We start from the raw sequence: 20,974 nt of genomic DNA, 5'->3' as shown, positions 1-20,974 counted from the left end.
TTCAATCCCTCAATGAGGCCTGGAATCGCTCTTTTAATGCTGCGACACATTTCGCAACGGTAGCAGCAATCTCATCTTCCTCGAGTGTACGACCTGAATCCTGAAGGATAAGGCTTATGGCCAGGCTCTTATAACCATCGGTTACGCCCTTACCACGGTACACGTCAAATAAGTTTACGCCAACTATATGATTTACGCCAACTTTCTTACATTCAACTAAAACATCTGCTGCAGGGACGTTTTCTGCCACGACAACAGCGATGTCGCGACGGTTTGCCGGGAAGCGAGAAACCTCTTGCGCATCAGGAATGGCGCGGTCTGCAAGCTTATCCCACAAAATTTCGAACACCAGGGTGCGGCCATTCAAATCCAGTTTACGCTCAAGTTCCGGATGTACAACACCAATATATCCAATATATTCATCTGCTAAAAACAATCCTGCGCTCTGTCCTGGATGAAGAGCCGGATTATTCTGAACGCGAAATTCGATATCGCCCAGTTTGCCGGTGAGCGAGAGCACAGACTCCAAATCACCCTTCAGATCGAAGAAATCGACCGTTCTGCGTTCCATGTCCCAATGCTCTTCATAGTGGTTACCACAAATAGCACCAGCCAGCATAACATCCTGACGAATACCTAAATTAGCCTGAGTATCAGGTACAAACCGTAACCCAGACTCAAAAATACGTACACGACTTTGTTGACGATTTTGGTTATAGACCACAGTATTTAGTAATCCGGTTAGCAAGGATAGGCGCATTGCGGACATATCGCTGGCAATCGGATTAGGAAGAATCAAATGTTCTTCACCAGGGTGGAGCAATTGCTGGGTTTTAGGATCAACAAAACTGTAGGTGATAACTTCCTGATAGCCTTTGTCCACAAGCATAGTTTTCACACGCTTAAGGGACAAATCTGCTTCACGATGCGCACCCATAATCAGACTGGCCTGAATCGGTAAATTGGGGATATTATCGTAGCCGTAGACACGGGCAACTTCTTCCACCAAATCTTCTTCAATCGCCATATCAAAACGCCAGCTTGGCGCTATTGCCGTCCACTGATTCTCACCGACTGTCACTTTACAACCGAGACGAGACAGAATATCGGTCACCAGCTCATCAGCAATATGATAACCAATCAGACGATCCAGTTTGCTACGGCGCAAAGTAATGGTTGCCGGAACTGGCAGACTCTCTTGATTGCTGGCATCGATGACAGGTCCAACCTGACCACCACAGATATCAACCAGCAGGCGTGTCGCACGTTCCATCGCCTGATACTGCAAGCATGAGTCAACGCCACGCTCATAACGGTGAGAAGCATCCGTATGTAAACCATGACGACGGGCACGACCGGTGATTGAAAGCGGGCTGAAGAACGCACATTCCAGCAGCACATCACGTGTTTCGCCATTCACGCCTGAGTGCTCACCGCCAAAGATACCCGCCATCGCTAACGCTTTGCTGTTATCAGCAATAACCAGAGTATCAGCACTCAGTTTAACTTCGTTGCCGTCGAGCAGAACCAGCGTTTCGCCCTCTTCTGCCATACGCACCACGATACCACCATCGATACGGCTCAGGTCAAAGGCATGCATTGGCTGACCCAACTCAAGTAATACGTAGTTGGTGATATCGACAACAGGATCAATAGAACGAACGCCACAGCGACGTAGTTTTTCTTTCATCCATAAAGGCGTACTGACGTTAACGTTAATATTCTTAACTACACGTCCAAGATAACGCGGGCAAGCTTCTGGCGCATCAACACGGATCGGCAGACTGTCATCAATATCAGCCTTCACGGTAGTGATTTCAGGCTGATTCAATGTCAACTGATTGAGAACAGCAACATCACGAGCAATACCAATAATGCCCAGGCAATCGGCACGGTTTGGCGTCACACTTATCTCAATCGTGTTATCGTCAAGCTGCAAAAACTCACGAATATCAACACCAATCGGCGCATCTGCCGGTAGTTCAATAATGCCGTTGCTATCATCGCTGATACCCAGCTCAGAGAAAGAGCACAGCATGCCTTCTGATGGCTCACCGCGTAATTTCGCCGCTTTAATTTTAAAATCGCCCGGCAGTACAGCACCGACGGTTGCCACTGCGACTTTCAGTCCCTGACGGCAGTTTGGTGCTCCGCAGACGATATCAAGCAGGCGCTCACCGCCAACATTGATTTTGGTGACGCGCAGTTTGTCGGCGTTAGGGTGCTGACCACATTCGACAACTTCACCGACCACGACACCATGGAAAGCACCTGCGACAGCATCAACGCCGTCCACTTCCAGGCCAGCCATAGTAATTTGATTGCTCAGTTCTTCGCTATTGTTGGCTGGATTTACCCATTCGCGTAACCAGAGTTCACTGAATTTCATTGGATATTCCGCCCTTATTTAAACTGTTTGAGAAAACGTAAATCATTTTCGAAAAATGCCCGCAGATCGGTAACGCCATAACGCAACATAGTCAGACGTTCCATACCCATACCGAAAGCAAAGCCAGAGTAGACTTCTGGATCAATACCCACATTGCGCAACACGTTAGGATGCACCATGCCGCAGCCCAGCACTTCCAGCCATTTACCATTTTTTCCCATCACATCAACTTCAGCGGAGGGTTCAGTAAACGGGAAATAAGACGGACGGAAGCGGATCTGCAAGTCTTCCTCAAAGAAATTATTCAGGAACTCGTGCAGGGTACCTTTCAGATTGGTGAAGTTAATATTGGTATCAACAATTAACCCTTCCATCTGATGGAACATTGGGGTGTGAGTCTGATCGTAATCGTTACGGTAGACACGACCTGGAGCAATAATACGAATCGGTGGCTGCTTATCTTTCATGGTGCGAATTTGTACACCTGAAGTCTGAGTACGCAGTAAACGCGTTGCATCAAACCAGAATGTATCGTGATCGGCACGTGCTGGGTGATGTGCCGGAATATTCAGCGCATCAAAGTTATGGTAATCATCTTCAATTTCCGGACCGGTAGCTACCGTAAAGCCCAGCTCACCAAAGAAGCTTTCAATTCTGTCGATTGTGCGGGTCACCGGATGCAGGCCACCGTTTTCGATACGGCGTCCAGGCAAAGAAACATCGATAGTTTCTTCTGCCAGCCGGGCATTCAGCGCGGCACTTTCCAGCGTCGCTTTGCGTGTATTCAGCGCTTCCTGAACCTGCTCTTTTGCCTCATTAATTACCGCGCCAGCCGCCGGGCGCTCTTCCGCTGGTAGTTCACGCAGGGTGGTCATCTGGAGGGTCAGGTGCCCTTTTTTCCCTAAATATTCGACGCGTACGGTATCTAACGCGGCAACATCCTGGGCATCGTTTATGGCTGCTTTGGCATTTGCAACCAGCTCTGCGAGATGTGGCATGGTATTCCTCATATACCGGCAAACTGCCGGATTAGTTAGTCTGACACGGAAACGAAACGCAAAAAAAAGCCTCCTAAAGGAGGCTTCTGGCGCTGTTTTTCGTTTCTTTTCTTACGCGCAAAGCCCCCTGAATTCAGGTGCTAAAGTAAAAAAAGAAACGGAAAATAGCAGCATACATGCTTGCGGTTACCTTATTTTGAAACGGACAGAATCACTTAAAATAAAAGAGGGAGCAATGCTCCCTCTGATAACGGGCTTACGCCAGAGCTACTTTCGCTTTCTCAACCAGTGCAGTAAATGCCACTTTGTCGAATACTGCGATGTCAGCCAGGATCTTACGGTCAATTTCAACAGAGGCTTTTTTCAGGCCGTTGATGAATTTGCTGTAAGAGATACCATTCTGACGAGCTGCAGCGTTGATACGTGCAATCCACAGCTGGCGGAATTGACGTTTACGTTGACGACGGTCGCGGTAAGCATACTGACCAGCTTTGATAACAGCCTGGAAGGCAACACGGTAAACGCGTGAACGCGCACCATAATAACCTTTAGCTTGTTTAAGGATTTTTTTGTGACGAGCACGTGCTACTACACCACGTTTTACGCGAGCCATATTAGCTCTCCTGTTCTATATTCTGAAAAAAAATTAAAAGTAAACTTATGCGTACGGCAGACAAGCGATAACCAGACCCAGATCCCCTTTGGAAACCAGACCTTTTGGACGCAGGTGACGTTTACGCTTAGTAGACTTTTTAGTCAGAATATGACGCAGGTTAGCGTGCTTGCGCTTAAAACCACCAGAGGCAGTCTTTTTGAAGCGCTTAGCGGCGCCGCGTACTGTTTTAATCTTTGGCATTTCAATTTCCACTTCGCATTGTTAATAAACGAACCAGAAGGCGAACAAATACTACGGGGCATACACCCCGTAGAAATGTTACTTGATGGCCTTACTGTTTCTTCTTCGGAGCAAGCACCATGATCATCTGGCGGCCTTCGATCTTCGTAGGGAAGGATTCGACCACTGCCAGTTCACTCAAATCGTCACGGACGCGGTTAAGCACTTCCATTCCGATCTGTTGGTGTGCCATTTCACGTCCACGAAAACGCAGAGTGATTTTGGCTTTGTCTCCATCTTCCAGAAAGCGAACCAGGCTGCGGAGTTTTACCTGATAGTCGCCATCATCGGTGCCAGGACGAAACTTAATTTCTTTAACCTGGATAACTTTTTGCTTTTTCTTCTGTTCCTTAGAAGATTTACTTTTTTCGTAGAGGAACTTGCCGTAGTCCATTATGCGGCAAACAGGCGGTTCAGCATTGGGGCTGATTTCAACTAAATCTGCGCCTGCTTCTTCGGCTTTTTCTAAAGCTTCATTAAGACTGACAATGCCAATCTGCTCGCCATCAAGGCCTGTCAGACGAACCTCAGTAGCACGAATTTCTCTATTTATGCGATTTGGACGCGCCGGTTGAACTCTTTTTCCGCCTTTAATACTTTATTCCTCCAGTTGATGTAGATTGCGACTGCGAATTTCATTCTGCAGTTTTTCAATCAATTCGCTTACGTCAATACTTCCCAGATCAACGCCGCGGCGGGTACGTACGGCTACTTTGCCGGACTCAACCTCTTTATCGCCACAGACTAACATGTAAGGGACACGACGTAACGTGTGTTCTCTGATTTTAAAGCCAATCTTCTCATTTCTCAAGTCTGCTTTTACACGAATTCCCGCATTTTGCAGTTTTCGTACTATTTCGCTGACATAATCAGACTGGCTATCAGTGATATTCATCACTACTACTTGTACCGGAGCAAGCCAGGTTGGGAAGAACCCTGCGAACTCTTCGGTCAAAATACCGATGAAGCGTTCCATTGAACCGAGAATCGCGCGGTGAATCATCACCGGGACCACACGTTCGTTATTTTCACCGATATATGATGCATTTAGCCGTCCAGGCAACGAGAAGTCAAGCTGAACCGTACCACACTGCCAGGCTCTGTCCAGGCAATCGTAGAGGGTAAACTCAATTTTCGGGCCATAGAACGCCCCTTCTCCCGGTTGTAAATCGAACGGGATCTGGTTCTCTTCAAGGGCTGCAGCCAAGTCAGCTTCGGCGCGATCCCACATTTCATCGCTGCCGATACGTTTTTCCGGACGAGTCGACAATTTCACCACGATTTTTTCAAAACCGAAGGTGCTGTACATATCATAGACCATACGAATACAGCTGTTAACTTCGTCACGGACCTGATCTTCGGTACAGAAAACGTGCGCATCATCTTGAGTAAAGCCACGAACACGCATCAAACCGTGCAGTGCACCTGATGGTTCGTTACGGTGGCAGCTCCCAAACTCAGCCATTCGCAGCGGCAAATCACGGTATGATTTTAGCCCCTGATTAAAGATCTGTACATGTCCCGGGCAGTTCATTGGCTTAATACAGTATTCACGGTTCTCTGATGAGGTGGTGAACATTGCATCTTTATAGTTGTCCCAGTGACCAGTTTTTTCCCACAGAACACGGTCCATCATAAACGGACCTTTAACTTCCTGATACTGGTACTCTTTCAGTTTGGAACGGACAAAAACTTCCAGTTCACGGAAGATAGTCCAGCCATCATTATGCCAGAATACCATTCCTGGTGCTTCTTCTTGCATATGATAGAGATCAAGCTGCTTACCGATTTTACGGTGATCGCGCTTAGAAGCTTCTTCCAGGCGTTTCAGATAAGCGTTAAGTTGCTTTTTATCCGCCCAGGCCGTGCCATAAACACGTTGCAGCATTTTATTACTGCTATCACCACGCCAGTATGCACCGGAGGTTTTTTGCAGTTTAAAATGGTGACAGAAACGCATATTAGGAACATGCGGGCCACGACACATATCAACGTATTCTTCATGATGATACAAACCAGGCCTATCATCATGGCTAATATTTTCGTCAAGAATGGCAACTTTATAGTTTTCACCACGAGCAACAAAAGTATCTCTCGCTTCTTGCCAGCTCACTTTTTTCTTGATGACGGTGTAATCTGTTTCGGCAAGCTCATGCATCCGTTTTTCAAGACGCTCGAGATCTTCCTGAGTCAATGTATGGTCAAGGTCAATATCATAGTAGAAACCATTATCGATAACCGGACCAATCGCCATCCGGGTGTCCGGCCATAACTGCTTGATGGCATGTCCCAGCAGGTGAGCACAAGAGTGACGAATGATTTCGATACCGGCTTCATCTTTTGCGGTAATAATCGCTAATTGGGCATCGTTTTCAATTAAGTCCGTCGCATCAACCAACTCGCCGTCTACACGGCCAGCAATACAGGCTTTTGCCAGACCCGGACCGATATCCAGAGCGACATCTAATGGACTAACCGCTTGTTCGTAATGACGTTGACTACCATCAGGAAGTGTAATAACAGGCATTTAAAATCCTTATTTGCAGTGGTGACCCACACGTAAGATCACATACAAATTTACATTGTTTATATTAATCAGTAGGTTAATGACTGGTGAATGCTTCACTCTGCAAACTATGTACGCTCAGATATACAATATTTGAACGATACCCAACCACGCTTACTGACTACGCGGCTGTATGATACACCTCATTATATAAAGGCGAAAGATATTGGGGTAATCACCTCCAGGCTAACCCCGGGCTAATACCCAAATTTCGCTCATATTCTTTAAACGGCTCAGCTGCTACAACATCTCTGCCCAGGCATGTCCCGGATGTAAACGATTAAGGCAATCTCTCAACCAGATACGTTCAGGTGGAGATAATCCCGGCACTGCCATGGCGAAATCGTCCTCATCTTTTTGCCGACGATACTTTGCCTTAAATAACAACACTGCAGAAGGATTGAGGTAAGGAATATTCGATTCACTCAGTCCGAACATCTCGCTGCGCAGACGCCTGATTTCCGGCTCTCGTTTATAGACCCAGAACTCATCGGTTCCCTGCTCAATCATCATATCCACACGCCAGCAAGCAGCCGGGCGATCGAAACACCAGATCTGAGAGATATCTGCCTGTGGCTCCTGGTCATCCCTCAGTTGCTGGAGTTCACCATTATTGACGGTGTAAAATTCCATATCGTTCAACGCATGCCGGAAAACATTCAGGTCTTCACGCAAAATGGTAAATTCGAGATCTTCATGCTCACGCGTTTTTGCCCCATGCCATAAGCAGAGAGCCCAGCCGCCAACCACGCCCCAGGGTTTCGATACACTGCTCAGGCGATGCGATAACTCAGTTGGGCTCCAGGCGTCCCAGTTATCCTGGTCCGGTACAACCTTTCTATCTTTCATGTTATCGATTATCTACTCTCTTCAGAAACCCCACCACCATGATGAAAAGGCCCAGCGGAAAAGGAATTGTCGTTTTCATTATGTCACACAGGCTCTTGCAATAAATAATAGCGAGCTATCATTAGCGTATTTATTCTAGAATATCAAACAATCACTCAACATATACAATATATTAAAAGATTATTTCCACTTTCATTAGCAATAATACAATAAAAAATGATACATTATTTATCTATATCACCATCCATCATTGTGCCACTGACTTTCGGAACTAATACATCATACACCAGAATGCAATATATCATCCACTGTTCCAGTAACGGGTATCTTAACGCTATTTATTTCATACCAACGACAGAATAAGAAATGCAGAACTTAATTCATTTTAATAATTTCCAATATTAATTAACTCGTAAATATCATAAATAATTGTCATATAAAGAAACCATAAAGAATGCATTATCTTACGATTAACGTGGCTAAAGATGAAGGATCATCGGTGAGTACTGAATAATAAACCCCATCAATTCAGACCCACTAACAGACATAGCAGGAGGTATTTATTATGCAATTAACAGAGTAGCGTCACTTCTTAATCGGTATTAAGCGGATTGTTTGACCTTATGCAAACAGGATAATCAAACATCCCTTTCGCCATCATGTATCAAAAAACCACCCCCTCCAACAAATGTCTTAATGATATAGTGGAAAAATGATTATGAGTACCAGAGTTAGACTCAAAAGAAATATAGCATATATTTCATTATTATCTTGTTTTACGTTATCTATAATGGAAGCACAGGCTAATGATATATTCCCAGCACCTGAATTTGATGCAACTATCACTCCTCCTTCAGTTGATGACTTTACAGTTATCACAGATAGTACATTGAGGATTGAAAGATCCGTTGGTACGGATTTAAATCCTGAAAAATTACGCCTGAAGCATGGTGAATTAGATATCCAACCAGGTAGTCGATTTATCGGTAGCATCATTGGTGATAATTCAGAAATCAATGTCAATCGGGCAACTATCACTGGTGATATTTATCTTCATCAACAGAGCCCTGAAGATGAATCAATACCCAATAAACTTAGTCTAAAAGATACGCTTATATCCAGCAATAATAGACACTCAGCCATAGATGTAGAAAGTGGTGAGGTCAGTATCGAGACCTGCCTGATACGTAATAGTACTGGTGGAGGCATTAATATCACCAAAAAAAGTATTTTGGATGATCACGAGTTTCTTGATGCCACGATTAATAAAACCACTATTATTACAGGAGACGATTATGGAATAGTGAACCAACTAAGTAATGTTAGCATTAATGATACGATAATAAAAACCGGTCAAAAAAACAGGGAAAACACACACTCTACTGGCGTTAAAATATACGCAAAAAATGCAGAGCATGAGAGTGTAACCACTACTGAAATAAATAATAGTAAAATAAATTCATATGGTGACGGTATTTTTATGTCCGGTGGTGATACTGACATAAACAACTCTATAATCATGGCAGGCAAAAATTATGCTATTATGACTGAGGGTGGAAATTTAGCCCTCAACCAGAGCTCTGTGCTAAAAGCTAACAATAATGCTCATGGCATATATATTTTTGCGGGAAAATCCGCTTTGTATAATAACAATACTATTATTATTGATAACTCAGCAATTACGACAACTAACAATACAGCTATAGTAGTTAATCGAGAAGATATAGATGAACCCATCATAAACAACACAGAAATAATGTTAACTAACAATTCACAGATCAGTGCTGGAAACGATATTGCTCTGGAATCATTTAAATACTCAAACGTTAATATTGGCATTCATGAAAGCACTATTTCCGGGGGAATTAGCGCTCATCATGAATCAATCATAAATATTCTCCTTGGTGAACATTCATTGTTTGATGGTTATACAAGAAACGTGAATAATTTCACTTCAGGATGGAACTCTTTATGGAAATTGACCACCAATTCTGACACAGAGAACCTCAATCACGCAGGTAACATTGTGTTAACTGATATGAAAAACAAAGGCATAGCGTTACTTATTCATAATAATTATTTTGGAATGAATGGCACTATGACTTTCAATTCTAAGTTAACTGACCAATACCCTCTTCCAGACAAACTGATTATCGGTGGTAATAGTTTCGGTACCACTAATGTTGCTATCAATAATATTGGCGGTGCGGGGGATGCCCGTCTTAATGGCTTTGAACTCATTCATGTCGATGGTTCTTCTGGTGCTGTTTTTAGCCAATCAGGGCGTATTATTGCAGGAGCCTACGATTACTCCCTGGTACGTGGACAGGGAAATAATAGTGGAAACTGGTATCTCACCAGCCAGGCATCCCTTAATTCTCCCCAGGCCAGACATATCGTACGTCCGGAGGCCGCGAGTTATATTGCAAACTTAAGCGCCGCTAATACTCTGTTCGCCACAGCAATCAATGATCGTCCAGCTGATACTGAATATACCGACGTTTTTACTGGTAAAAAAAAGTGGTCCAGCTTATGGCTACGTCAGACAGGCAGTCATAATAACTGGCGCGATAATAGCAGTCAGTTAACAACACAGACCAATAATATGATGACCCAACTGGGTGGAGATATTCTCCGCTGGAGTACAAATAACCGTAATCGGGGAAATTTTGGTTTGACTGCAGGTCATGGCACCAGCCGTAGCAATAGCCATTCAGCTGTCACCGATTATCATTCAAAGAGTTCGGCTAAAGGATACAGTATCGGCACCTACGCTAGCTGGTACGGGAATCATACGGATAAATCCGGTCTGTATATCAATAGCTGGCTACAGTACAACTGGTTTAATAATCACGTTCAAGGCCAGAACATATCCGCAGAGCGTTATCAGTCAAAAGGTGTAAATACCTCACTTGAAGCAGGTTATACCTTTAAGATGGGGGAACTTACCGATAGCAAAGAAGCTGTTAATTCATGGTTTATTCAGCCACAGGCTCAGGTCACCTTGATGAACGTAAAATCCAGTAATCACCGCGAAGCTAACGGAACCCGTGTTATCAGTAATGGTGAGGGTAATATCCAGACCCGCCTGGGGATCAGGGCATCTATGAAAGGTCATCATATTTTGGATAAAAATAAAGAACGTGAGTTTGAACCCTTCATTGAAGCAAACTGGCTACATAATACTCGCAGTTTCAGCGTAAAAATGGATGATGCTCGCGTCACTCAGGCAGGTACGCGTGATATCGGAGAAGTGAAAATTGGTGTTGCCGGTAAGCTTAACCCTAAAATCAATTTATGGGCAAATACAGGCAGCCAGGTGGGCCATAAGGGATACAGTAATACCAGCGCGATGCTTGGTATTAAATATAATTTTTGAACCATATTGGGGAATACACAGCAGGTTGTCGCCCCGAAATAAGATGAGTTAGAATGTATCGTACCCATAGATAGAAACTGCACCCTGTATATCGCTACCGGGTAAATCTATGGGTACAGCATCCCTTATTTTTTGAACCACAACTAAGGGACCCACCCGCTAGTCAGCACACTCTCCCGGCACTGAAATCTGGGCGTCAATAGCACTGATACGCTCCCGTAACGTCGGATTTTTTCGCGATAGCATATCGCAACCAACATTGACGATATTAACAAAGTATGGGGTGGTTGATTTTTCAACGGCAACCACTGTGCTGGCCGGGCGTGCTGCAAATACGCCGACGGAGAATGACAGCAACAAACCGGATATCGCTATATATTTTAGCGCTTTCATAATTTATCTCTTACTCAATAACTAAGTTCTCTGAATACGGGGCAATTATAGCCGTGTATTACGCTTTGTTGATAGTCAGTTTATTTGTCAGAGAGACTCAAATTTACTGCGTTCGTTAGTGAGATGTAAATAAAGGCGAGGATCAACTGACAATAAATAACCTTTGCAGAACATAGCCGGAGACGAGTTAACCAAAGTAACAATTAGTTTAAGATGGACAAAAAATAAGCCGGATGATTATCCGGCTTTTCATGACTAGAGCTTATAACCAAGCGTAATCTGGGTACGCTTATCAGTACGGTTAGGCGCTGATGCTGGTGGCTCAGAGTTCCACGTCACGTAGTAACCGAGTTTCAGACCGAAATTCTCATTGATGGCTACATCAACTGAGGTTTCAGTATTCACGGTGCTGTCTTCAGAACCAAAGAACGATACGCCCTGAGTAAATTTAGCATTATCTGTGAATTGCCAGTTATAGATGGCAGACGCATAGCCTAAAGCCTGCGTTTTATGACCACCGTCGACATATTCGTCATAGCGTACACCAGGACCGGCTTCCAGACGCAGGAACTGTACAGGCCCTGCCAATACCTGACGACCATAACCAGCGGTAAAGATATCGCGGGCATGATAACCATTGAAGCGATCGGTCAACCAGCTTGCCTGGCCAAAAACATAGTTACTATCAGACAGATTGTAACGACCACGACCACCGGCAGAATATTTTTCGGAAGAACGTACATCGTTAGAGGAAGTATTACTTGCGCTGCCCCACAGTGACCATGCTGTTACCTGCTGGTACCAGGTCATATTGGTATTTGCAGTCAGCGTCGAGCTTTTGGTGTTCCCTGACTGAGCAGTATAGCCTGCGTTAAGGTTACCGCCGAAGTCTGTCTTGGCTGTAGCGGGGTCATCCATGACAGTGAACACCGAATCATCTGCCCAAACAGAATGACTTACAAACGATCCTCCAGCCAGGAGGAGTGCTACCGGTACTGTCTTTAAAAGCTTCATTTATTAATCCGTACAACACAAAAAAAGATAACCGCAAGTATTCGGCCTATTTCACAAGGGCTAGAGAATATGCCCCTTGGAAGGAGGTGAATTATAAAAAAGCCCCGTAAACTTAGCAATGAGATCTTAATAACATTTTCTAGCCAAGTGTAAAATAAAAAGTGTTTATTTTCATAATGATAAAAAAATCAGACCTTTCCGCATAACATTATAAAACATATGGATTTTATCACCATAACGCATCCCATAACCTGTAGGAGCAGACACACAAATAACAGGGGTTTACCTCCTGCTTGTTTCAGAATGAACTATTCTTGATATCAAAAGGCAGTCATCGCGGAGAAATCGCATGACTATAAAAATCCTGGTAACTGTGCGTGATGTCGCGGTTAGTCACCACTAAGCGCGATAATCTATTGATAATCCGGTCACCCGCAGAGGAATTCAATATGTGGCAAACTATTCGTCGTTTGTTAAGCGAGCAGTTAGGTGAAGCCGAAATCTCAGCACCGACGCAGGTGCCTGGTGGCCAGAGTCACCAGGCATGGCATCTCTACTACGGTGAACATGAGATTTTTGTCAAAAGTGATAACCATGAGATGTTACCGTTATTTATTGCCGAAGCCGATCAACTGGCGCTGCTAGCACGCACGAATACCGTCAGAGTCCCCGCCGTCTGGGCGACAGGAGCTGACCGGGATAATAGTTTCCTGCTACTGGAGTACCTCCCTGCCAGACCTTTAGATTTGCACAATGCCTATTTACTCGGACAACATCTGGCACGACTCCATCAATGGAGTGACCAGCCGCAATTTGGCCTGGACTTCGATAATGCGCTGTCTACGACATTACAACCTAATCTCTGGCAGCGCCGCTGGTCTACTTTTTTTGCTGAGCAACGTATTGGCTGGCAACTCGAGATAGCGGCAGAAAAAGGGATTAAGTTCGGAAATATCGATACGATTGTTGACACTGTTCAGCAGGCTCTGGCCGCACACCAGCCACAGCCGTCGCTATTACATGGTGATTTGTGGGCTGATAACTGCGCGCTGGGACCTGACGGCCCTTTTATCTATGATCCCGCCTGCTACTGGGGGGACCGGGAGTGCGATTTAGCCATGCTGCCCTTGCATCCGGAACAGCCACCGCACATTTATGATGGTTACCAGTCAATAGCGCCTCTACCATCCGGATTTATTGAGCGACAGCCGATTTACCAGCTTTATACCCTGATTAATCGGGCTGTCGTGTTTGGCAGGGAACATATTCCGGTAGCAGATCATGCTCTGGAACAAGTGCTGTCCCGTTAGCGGTTAAACAAAGCCCAGTAGTCGGAAAAACAGATAACCGACTGCCAGCACAATCACCGGCAGAATATATAGCGGGAAAACCTGAACCAGAAACGTGTGATGCGGGACATTAATTTTAGCATTCAGTTGCTGTTTGCTAAGTCCCTCTTCGCCTTTGGCCTTTTCAATAATCAGCTGATCCTGAAGACTTTCCCGTATATATTTTACCTGCCGTGACATTCTTGCACCTGAGTCTTTTAACGCCAGACCAATAAATATAAGAGCAAAAATAATCCAGAACGTAATGTTTGCCTGTTGCAGAAAATCTGCCTGCGGTGAATTATCCCAGAACAGGTTCAGGAAAGGCGTATTGAAACGCACCATCTCGATCATGACATGAATAAAGTCCAGCATCACCGCATTAATACCGACTTGTTTCTCGCTGTACGCATACATAAACTTCAGCACAGAGATAAAAGTAGATAGCAACGCCGGGATAAAAATCACCCAGCCGGCGATGCGTTTTAGTAAAGCAATACGTCCAGCTTGTTGATACGTCATGAACTCCCCTTATTTAAGACGTAACATGTCGGCTAAAGTCTACCCTGTATATCCTCTTTTCGCCCGGGCTTTACAGCTTAAATTCGCAAAAGAGCCATTGTCCTGTATTGTCTGGGGTCTGAAGTTAACGAACCCGTGATTAATATGGACTAAGGGAGGTCTCTAATGGCAAGTACGCACCAGATCCATGCGGCGATTTTTGATATGGATGGTCTGTTAATTGATTCTGAACCACTCTGGGAACAGGCTGAGCACGAAATTCTCTCCTCTATAGGAGTGGACACCTCAAGGCACCATGAACTTCCCGAAACCCTCGGCGTACGTATCGATGTGGTGGTGGATTTGTGGTTTAACTTGATGCCGTGGGCAGGCCCCTCTTGTGCAGAGGTGACAGCCAGTGTGATTAAACGTGTTATTGAGTTAGTCGAACAACAGCGCCCACTGAAGCCTGGCGTACGAGAAGCTCTGATACTGTGCAAGGCTCGGGGACTGAAAATTGGCCTCGCTTCCGCATCACCTTTAGCCATGCTGGAAAAAGTACTGGAAATTTTCGAACTGCGCGAGTACTTCGACACACTCGCTTCGGCAGAGCATCTGCCCTATAGCAAGCCACATCCTCAGGTCTATCTGAATGCGGCTGCTCAACTGAATATTTCCCCGGTTAACTGTGTGGCACTGGAAGATTCTGTGACAGGCATGGTTGCCAGTAAAGCTGCACGTATGCGCTCTATTGTGGTGCCGCTGGTTGAAAGCCTTTCAGACCCACGCTGGGGCCTGGCAGAGGTTAAAATCAGCTCTCTGGAACAGCTCACCGCCAGCAATTTGACTGGCTGATACTGTGGGTGGTGCAAACCACCCTCATTCTGATTAAATGTTACAGCGTCACCTCTTTCGCATACTGTATAAAAACCCTATACTGGACGAATTGACAGTTCTTATTCGGGTGCATTATGACGGCGGAAGGCCATCTGCTTTTTTCTATTTCGCTTGCAGTATTTGCTAAAAATGCGGAGTTAACGCCGGTCCTGGCTAATGGGGACTGGTGGCATATTGTTCCGTCAGCCATTCTGACTTGCCTGCTACCCGATATCGATCATCCTAAATCGTTTCTCGGCCAGCGCTTAAAATGGATTTCTAAACCTGTTGCCCGGATGTTCGGGCATCGCGGATTTACCCACAGTTTGCTGGCGGTATTTATTGGTCTGGCCCTATTTTCTCTGCAAGTACCGAATGACTGGGTTATCCCGGCTGATGCACTCCAGGGCATGGTTCTGGGTTATATCAGTCATATCATCGCCGATATGCTCACGCCTGCCGGTGTCCCTTTGCTCTGGCCTTGCCGCTGGCGTTTTCGGTTCCCCGTTATCAGGCCACAAAAAGGTAACCAGCTCGAACGCGTACTCTGTATGGCATTATTTGGATTTGCCGTCTGGATGCCACATACTTTGCCAGAAAACCATGTCGTACGCTGGTCATCACAAATGATTAACTCGCTACAAACCACTTTTAATGGCTTGCTACATCATCAACGTGAGCAATAAACGCACCGCGTTATTACCTTTAAGTATAATCAATTTCTTTTGATTATATAGTCGTTCATCACCTTCTGATAATATATGCAACATGATATTTTGTTGTATCTATTCGGAATAATTCGAGCTCGCTGTAAGACGTGCCATTAAGCACTGAAAAACACGGTTATTTGACGTGTTTTACGACACTAATGCCCGGGTAACTCGAAATATGACGGATACATCCCAAAGATCTCGAGTCACCAGCAGGTGACTTGATGTATTCGGGATAATAATAATTAAGGAGATATGGGATGAACGTTCCACTGATAGCGAACATTGTTGTGTTCGTAGTATTGCTATTGTTGCTTGCGCAAACGCGTAAAAAACAGTGGAGCCTGGCAAAGAAAGTTCTTGCAGGCCTGGCGCTCGGGGTACTGTTTGGTCTTGGCTTGCATACCGTTTACGGTGCTGGCAATCCGATTCTAAAAGAATCTATTCAATGGTTTAATATTGTCGGTAACGGCTATGTTCAGTTACTGCAAATGATCATTATGCCATTAGTCTTCGCCTCTATTTTGAGTGCGGTAGCAAAGCTGCATAATGCTTCATCGCTGGGTAAAATCAGTTTTCTGACCATTGGAACCCTGCTTTTTACCACGATGATAGCCGCACTTGTTGGGGTGCTGGTGACCAATATGTTTGGTCTGACAGCTGAAGGACTGGTCCAGGGTACTGCTGAAAACGCGCGTCTGGCAACAATAGAGTCGAGTTATATTGCGAAAGTATCCGACCTGTCGTTACCGCAATTGATTCTGTCATTTGTACCTAAAAACCCGTTTGCCGATCTGACTGGGGCTAATCCAACTTCAATTATCAGTGTCGTCATCTTTGCCGCCTTCCTGGGTGTTGCAGCTCTTCGTTTGTTAAAAGATGATGCGCCAAAAGGCGAGCGAGCCCTGATGGCGATTGAAGTGATTCAAAGCTGGGTGATGAAGCTGGTTCGTCTGGTTATGCAACTGACACCTTATGGTGTAATGGCATTAATGACTAAAGTTGTCGCAAGCTCTAATATCGATGACATTATTAAGCTCGGTAGCTTTGTAGTGGCGTCTTATATCGGGCTGGGAATCATGTTTGTGGTTCATGGCGTACTGCTGGCGTTCACCGGTGTAAGTCCGCTGAAATTCTTCCGCAAAGCAGGCCCGGTACTGGCATTTGCCTTTACCAGCCGTTCCAGCGCTGCCAGTATCCCGTTAAACGTTGAAACCCAGACTCGTCGCTTAGGTATTCCAGAGTCTATAGCCAGTTTCTCGGCATCTTTCGGTGCGACCATTGGCCAAAACGGTTGTGCTGGCCTGTATCCTGCTATGCTGGCAGTCATGGTTGCTCCGACTGTTGGTATCAACCCGTTTGATCCTCTGTGGATTGCGACGCTGGTCGGTATTGTCACTATTAGTTCTGCCGGTGTTGCCGGTGTCGGCGGCGGTGCGACCTTTGCAGCACTGATTGTCTTGCCTGCTATGGGCCTGCCTGTGACGCTGGTTGCGCTGCTGATTTCAGTTGAGCCATTAATTGATATGGGAAGAACTGCACTTAACGTGAGCGGATCAATGACTGCTGGTACTGTCACCAGTCAACTGATGAAGCAAACTGATAAGTCAGTACTGAACAGTGAAGATGACGCCGAACTGATTCAACGTTAACAGACGTTATTAATAGCTGAAAACTATCTCGCCCTGTCGGTAAATTATCTGACAGGGCGTCCATAATGGTACTGACAGGTATTACCCAGCAAAGCTACTTTGAATAGCAGTGAACTCTGGCATTCTGGTAATATCTGGCGCCACTAAATTCAACCCTTCAGAAATTTTTAGCAAAGCATCTATATTGTTGTAAAAAGCCTGTCTGTTATTATTCGGCTCATGAAGGTTTTTAATTATCCGATTACTTATATCTAGTGCCTCAAATAATTTTGAATAACCACCTGAATCGATAATTTTAAAAACACCAATTGTACGAATGGTCTCTTCAATTTTCGATTTTAATATTTTGAAATTTTGAACATCTACATTATCTACTAATAAAAAATCCCTTTCTGGTGCAGATATCTTTCTTTGCTGCAATAACGATATTTCTGATGCAGTCGGTTGTTCATTATTATCATTTTGCAAAATGTCATCATCGTCCTCATCATCGGTATCAGACCAGATTCTATGTTCGTGCAGATTCGGGTTAGGACAGGATAAAATCACCTCAGAATCTATTTTATAGACGTCCTTATAGATGTTGCTGTCTATAATAAATTTATTTTTACAACCTGGCGATGCGAGCTGCCTGAGGTTAATAAAAGTTTCCCGAACATCCTGTTCGGACATATTAAAATCATCTCGATGATAAAGCTTATGAACACATTCATACGCGGCTTTTTGATGAGTGGAAAAGAAAAAATCTTTTATTTTTTCCCACAGGGTCATCTCCGGCAGAAATTCGTTATTTTTTATATCATGTAGTCTTTCATAACTGATATGTGCGGTGAGCAAACCATTTCCAACATTAAATGACATAGTGATGCTCCTTTATAAATAACACTTCGGATAAAAACCTATAATATCATCCATAACATCTCACTGAATTCAGCATAAAATAATCAGTCTGATATTACTTGCTAAAAGCGCTATTTTTAATCATTAACAGAAATGAGCTCTACATCGCCCAGTAATTGAGCTTAAATAAATGCAGGGAACCAGTGCCAAGTTAATATGGTAAAGAAAGAGGAGTGAATTATTACAAATCATTCCCTGACTGAGAACATAATATATAAAATCAGGAACCGTAGTAACTCACGTTCCTGCTAACTCCGATGGCCTGTCAAGTATCGTTATTTTGTCGAGTCTGGTTAGCCCAGCGCTGCGCCGACTCGGGCTGAGTAAATACCGGTGATTGCTGAAAAACATCACCCAGTAAGACAAAAGCCACATACTGCTTCTGTAACTGATAGACATCCTGATACCCTTCCACCCGCCGGGCATGCACCGGAGGCGCTGGTTCAACACGCGGTTTATAGCTAATGACAGGACGCGAACTCGCTTGACGTAGTGGTTTCATAAGTAACATGGGTTCAGTGAGTTTAGGAAACACTTGTACTATACCCTAATTAATTCAATTTGCATGTTGCTATAACGCTCAGAGTGCGGATGAACGGTGCCAGTCCCTGGATTTCTCCTGCCTGATTTACAAAAAGGTTAAGATTAAAACAAAATGTGGACATGAACATAATGGCAAAAAATAGGGGTAGCAACATGAAGGAATTAGCCCTAAACCACAACACCAACAAGCTGATTAGTAAAAAATCAGACAAGTTCTATTTAAAAGGTCGAATTGAATATATTCTTAAGTAATCCCTTCCCAATATACGTATCAGAATCATCAGAGTTCCAGACCTTTTTGGTGACTTCGGGAAATTCTGGCGGAGTACGGAGTCAAAGAAGTGATCAATCGAGTCTTTAATAAAGACTATCCGATGTGTTCGAAGGAACTTACCCACTATTTTGTTAATGGCAGGTCGATTAAATAGGTGTTACACATATGAAAAACGGCCATCCGGAAGATGGCCGATAGAGGGTATTAGCGGATTATTTTTTTGCTTGTGGATCGGTGTCATATTCCGCGCAGGTTTGATAACCCGAATTCATCACATGACCTGTATCGTTCAGAGCAACGAAATAGGTATCGATTTTGCCATTACGCTGACCAAGAATATAAGTCTGACAGGTCCCTTTAGCATGAATCATCGAGACTTCTGAAGAAGGTTTTCCTGCCAGTTGCATCACCTGGTCGCGACTCATTCCCTTTTTAACATCCTTGACCACCGGCTCAGTGACCAAGTCTTTGGTACGATCGTAGGCAGTACAACCTGCCAGCAGGCTGATAAGCGCAGCACTTCCGATCAAAGCAGCAAATTTCTTGTTCATCATATGTCCTTAGTCTGTTGGTCTTATAGATACATCTCACTGACAAGCCTGGAATAGAAATGGCTTTTTTTCAACTATTTGGCAATTTTGATTCTAAATTATGTCTGTGGTGCGACATTTTTAGCCAAAATATCAAAAAATTGTCAGGCTTATGCCACAGCTGCTGCTTGCGACTTGTCGTTTCAATAGCAAACAGGTAGTTTTATTGTTCAAGGGGTTATACTTGCACATCGCAGGTAGTCCGTAACCGGAGGTATCAATGAGTCTGCAGCAGGCAATCATTCAGGCATTAGGTGTTAAGCCAGAAATTGACAGCGCCCAGGAAATTCGTCTGAGCGTTAATTTCTTAAAATCTTATCTGGCAACCTACCCGTTTATCAAATCACTGGTACTGGGTATCAGTGGTGGTCAGGATTCAACTCTCACCGGTAAACTTTGCCAGATAGCCATCAGTGAACTGCGCGCTGAAACCAATGATAATCGCTATCAGTTTATTGCGGTACGCCTGCCCTTCGGTGTCCAGGCTGACGAGAAAGACTGCCAGGATGCTATCCAATTTATTAAGCCTGACCGTGTATTAACGGTCAATATTAAAGCGGCAGTACAGGCCAGTGAACAAGCATTGCGTGATGCAGGTATTGAAGTCAGTGATTTTGTGCGCGGTAATGAAAAAGCGCGCGAACGCATGAAAGTACAATATAGCATTGCCAGTATGACCCAAGGCGTGGTGGTAGGAACTGACCATGCAGCAGAAGCGCTCACCGGTTTTTATACTAAATATGGTGATGGTGGTACCGATATTAATCCGCTGTTCCGTCTAAATAAACGGCAGGGAAAGATACTACTGAAAGCCCTGGGTTGCCCGGAGCATTTGTATCTAAAAACTCCGACGGCCGATCTTGAAGATGACCGCCCTTCACTGCCTGATGAGGTTGCTCTCGGTGTCACCTATCAGCAAATAGATGATTATCTCGAAGGCAAAACGCTGGATGAAGCAACGCAAAAAACCATTGAAAATTGGTACTTAAAAACGGAACACAAACGTCGTTTACCGATAACAGTATTCGATGATTTTTGGAAAAAATAGCGGTCCCTGCACAGGGCAGTTAGCTCTGCCCTGTGCACGTTAAGTGCTACAGTATTGTTTTATCAGAGA

General features: G+C 44.6%; 20 protein-coding genes and 1 other annotated feature. Of the genes, 6 read left to right on the top strand and 14 right to left on the bottom strand.

The window, feature by feature from the left end; translation table 11 throughout:
* Position 1: 1 nt before the first annotated feature.
* From pheT to M2387_RS00640, 8 genes are all read right to left on the bottom strand, one after another.
* Entirely contained in the window at positions 2-2,389 is a 2,388-nt protein-coding gene (gene pheT, locus M2387_RS00675) for a phenylalanine--tRNA ligase subunit beta (RefSeq protein WP_259046567.1), read from the bottom strand.
* 14 nt (positions 2,390-2,403) lie between these two features.
* Entirely contained in the window at positions 2,404-3,387 is a 984-nt protein-coding gene (pheS, locus tag M2387_RS00670) for a phenylalanine--tRNA ligase subunit alpha (RefSeq protein ID WP_259046566.1), read from the bottom strand.
* Between the two features lie 59 nt (positions 3,388-3,446).
* Positions 3,447-3,570: a sequence feature (Phe leader region), on the bottom strand.
* Positions 3,521-3,565: a pheST operon leader peptide PheM gene (gene pheM, locus M2387_RS00665; protein WP_181684249.1), complete on the bottom strand. Its 45-nt coding sequence runs from the start codon at positions 3,563-3,565 to the stop codon at positions 3,521-3,523. (Overlaps the previous feature by 45 nt.)
* A 73-nt stretch (positions 3,571-3,643) precedes the next feature.
* Complete coding sequence (gene rplT / locus M2387_RS00660; RefSeq protein ID WP_259046565.1) at positions 3,644-4,000, bottom strand: 50S ribosomal protein L20; 357 nt, start codon at positions 3,998-4,000, stop codon at positions 3,644-3,646.
* A gap of 45 nt (positions 4,001-4,045) precedes the next feature.
* Positions 4,046-4,243 carry a 50S ribosomal protein L35 gene (rpmI, locus tag M2387_RS00655; protein ID WP_010275699.1) on the bottom strand — a complete coding sequence of 66 codons (198 nt, stop codon included), beginning with the start codon at positions 4,241-4,243 and terminating at the stop codon, positions 4,046-4,048.
* 91 nt (positions 4,244-4,334) lie between these two features.
* A complete protein-coding gene (infC, locus tag M2387_RS00650; RefSeq protein WP_259048205.1) occupies positions 4,335-4,877 on the bottom strand; it encodes a translation initiation factor IF-3 in 543 nt (180 codons plus the stop codon).
* A 3-nt stretch (positions 4,878-4,880) separates the two neighbouring features.
* Positions 4,881-6,809: a threonine--tRNA ligase gene (gene thrS / locus M2387_RS00645; protein WP_259046564.1), complete on the bottom strand. Its 1,929-nt coding sequence runs from the start codon at positions 6,807-6,809 to the stop codon at positions 4,881-4,883.
* 279 nt (positions 6,810-7,088) lie between these two features.
* Positions 7,089-7,697 carry a hypothetical protein gene (locus tag M2387_RS00640; RefSeq protein ID WP_259046563.1) on the bottom strand — a complete coding sequence of 203 codons (609 nt, stop codon included), beginning with the start codon at positions 7,695-7,697 and terminating at the stop codon, positions 7,089-7,091.
* Positions 7,698-8,415: 718 nt separating this feature from the next.
* On the opposite strand from M2387_RS00640, the gene M2387_RS00635 reads away from it, so the two are divergent.
* Complete coding sequence (locus M2387_RS00635; protein WP_259046562.1) at positions 8,416-11,076, top strand: autotransporter outer membrane beta-barrel domain-containing protein; 2,661 nt, start codon at positions 8,416-8,418, stop codon at positions 11,074-11,076.
* A gap of 159 nt (positions 11,077-11,235) precedes the next feature.
* On the opposite strand, the gene M2387_RS00630 is transcribed toward M2387_RS00635, so the two are convergent.
* Positions 11,236-11,469, bottom strand: a complete 234-nt coding sequence (locus tag M2387_RS00630) for a hypothetical protein (RefSeq protein ID WP_259046561.1) — start codon at positions 11,467-11,469, stop codon at positions 11,236-11,238.
* Between the two features lie 255 nt (positions 11,470-11,724).
* Positions 11,725-12,483, bottom strand: coding sequence for a DUF481 domain-containing protein (locus tag M2387_RS00625; protein WP_259046560.1), 759 nt, complete (start codon positions 12,481-12,483; stop codon positions 11,725-11,727).
* Positions 12,484-12,932: 449 nt separating this feature from the next.
* Between M2387_RS00625 and M2387_RS00620 the strand changes: the two genes are divergently transcribed.
* The gene (locus M2387_RS00620) at positions 12,933-13,793 is read left to right on the top strand and encodes a fructosamine kinase family protein (RefSeq protein ID WP_259046559.1); all 861 of its coding nucleotides are present in this window, start codon (positions 12,933-12,935) and stop codon (positions 13,791-13,793) included.
* A gap of 3 nt (positions 13,794-13,796) precedes the next feature.
* On the opposite strand, the gene M2387_RS00615 is transcribed toward M2387_RS00620, so the two are convergent.
* On the bottom strand, positions 13,797-14,333 hold the full coding sequence (locus M2387_RS00615; RefSeq protein ID WP_259046558.1) for a YniB family protein: 537 nt from the start codon (positions 14,331-14,333) through the stop codon (positions 13,797-13,799).
* A 165-nt stretch (positions 14,334-14,498) separates the two neighbouring features.
* On the opposite strand from M2387_RS00615, the gene hxpB reads away from it, so the two are divergent.
* The 3 genes from hxpB (at position 14,499) to M2387_RS00600 (ending at position 17,550) form a co-directional block, all read left to right on the top strand.
* Entirely contained in the window at positions 14,499-15,167 is a 669-nt protein-coding gene (gene hxpB, locus M2387_RS00610) for a hexitol phosphatase HxpB (RefSeq protein ID WP_259046557.1), read from the top strand.
* A 116-nt stretch (positions 15,168-15,283) separates the two neighbouring features.
* A complete protein-coding gene (locus M2387_RS00605) occupies positions 15,284-15,874 on the top strand; it encodes a metal-dependent hydrolase (RefSeq protein WP_259046556.1) in 591 nt (196 codons plus the stop codon).
* 284 nt (positions 15,875-16,158) lie between these two features.
* Entirely contained in the window at positions 16,159-17,550 is a 1,392-nt protein-coding gene (locus M2387_RS00600) for an L-cystine transporter (protein WP_259046555.1), read from the top strand.
* 81 nt (positions 17,551-17,631) lie between these two features.
* Here the strand turns inward: M2387_RS00600 and M2387_RS00595 are convergent, their stop codons facing one another.
* The 3 genes from M2387_RS00595 to osmE all read right to left on the bottom strand — a co-directional run bounded on the left by M2387_RS00595 (position 17,632) and on the right by osmE (position 19,818).
* Positions 17,632-18,411 (bottom strand): SGNH/GDSL hydrolase family protein, encoded by a 780-nt coding sequence (locus tag M2387_RS00595; RefSeq protein ID WP_259046554.1) that lies wholly within the window; start codon positions 18,409-18,411, stop codon positions 17,632-17,634.
* Positions 18,412-18,715: 304 nt separating this feature from the next.
* Positions 18,716-18,952 (bottom strand): cell division activator CedA, encoded by a 237-nt coding sequence (cedA, locus tag M2387_RS00590; RefSeq protein ID WP_259046553.1) that lies wholly within the window; start codon positions 18,950-18,952, stop codon positions 18,716-18,718.
* Between the two features lie 527 nt (positions 18,953-19,479).
* Positions 19,480-19,818, bottom strand: coding sequence for an osmotically-inducible lipoprotein OsmE (osmE, locus tag M2387_RS00585; RefSeq protein WP_259048203.1), 339 nt, complete (start codon positions 19,816-19,818; stop codon positions 19,480-19,482).
* A gap of 259 nt (positions 19,819-20,077) precedes the next feature.
* Between osmE and nadE the strand changes: the two genes are divergently transcribed.
* Complete coding sequence (nadE, locus tag M2387_RS00580) at positions 20,078-20,905, top strand: ammonia-dependent NAD(+) synthetase (protein ID WP_259046552.1); 828 nt, start codon at positions 20,078-20,080, stop codon at positions 20,903-20,905.
* Positions 20,906-20,974: the final 69 nt, after the last annotated feature.

The sequence above is a fragment of the Klebsiella sp. BIGb0407 genome, assembly GCF_024807845.1.
Lineage (GTDB): Bacteria > Pseudomonadota > Gammaproteobacteria > Enterobacterales > Enterobacteriaceae > JGM124.
This window is presented reverse-complemented; position numbering and strand designations above follow the sequence as displayed.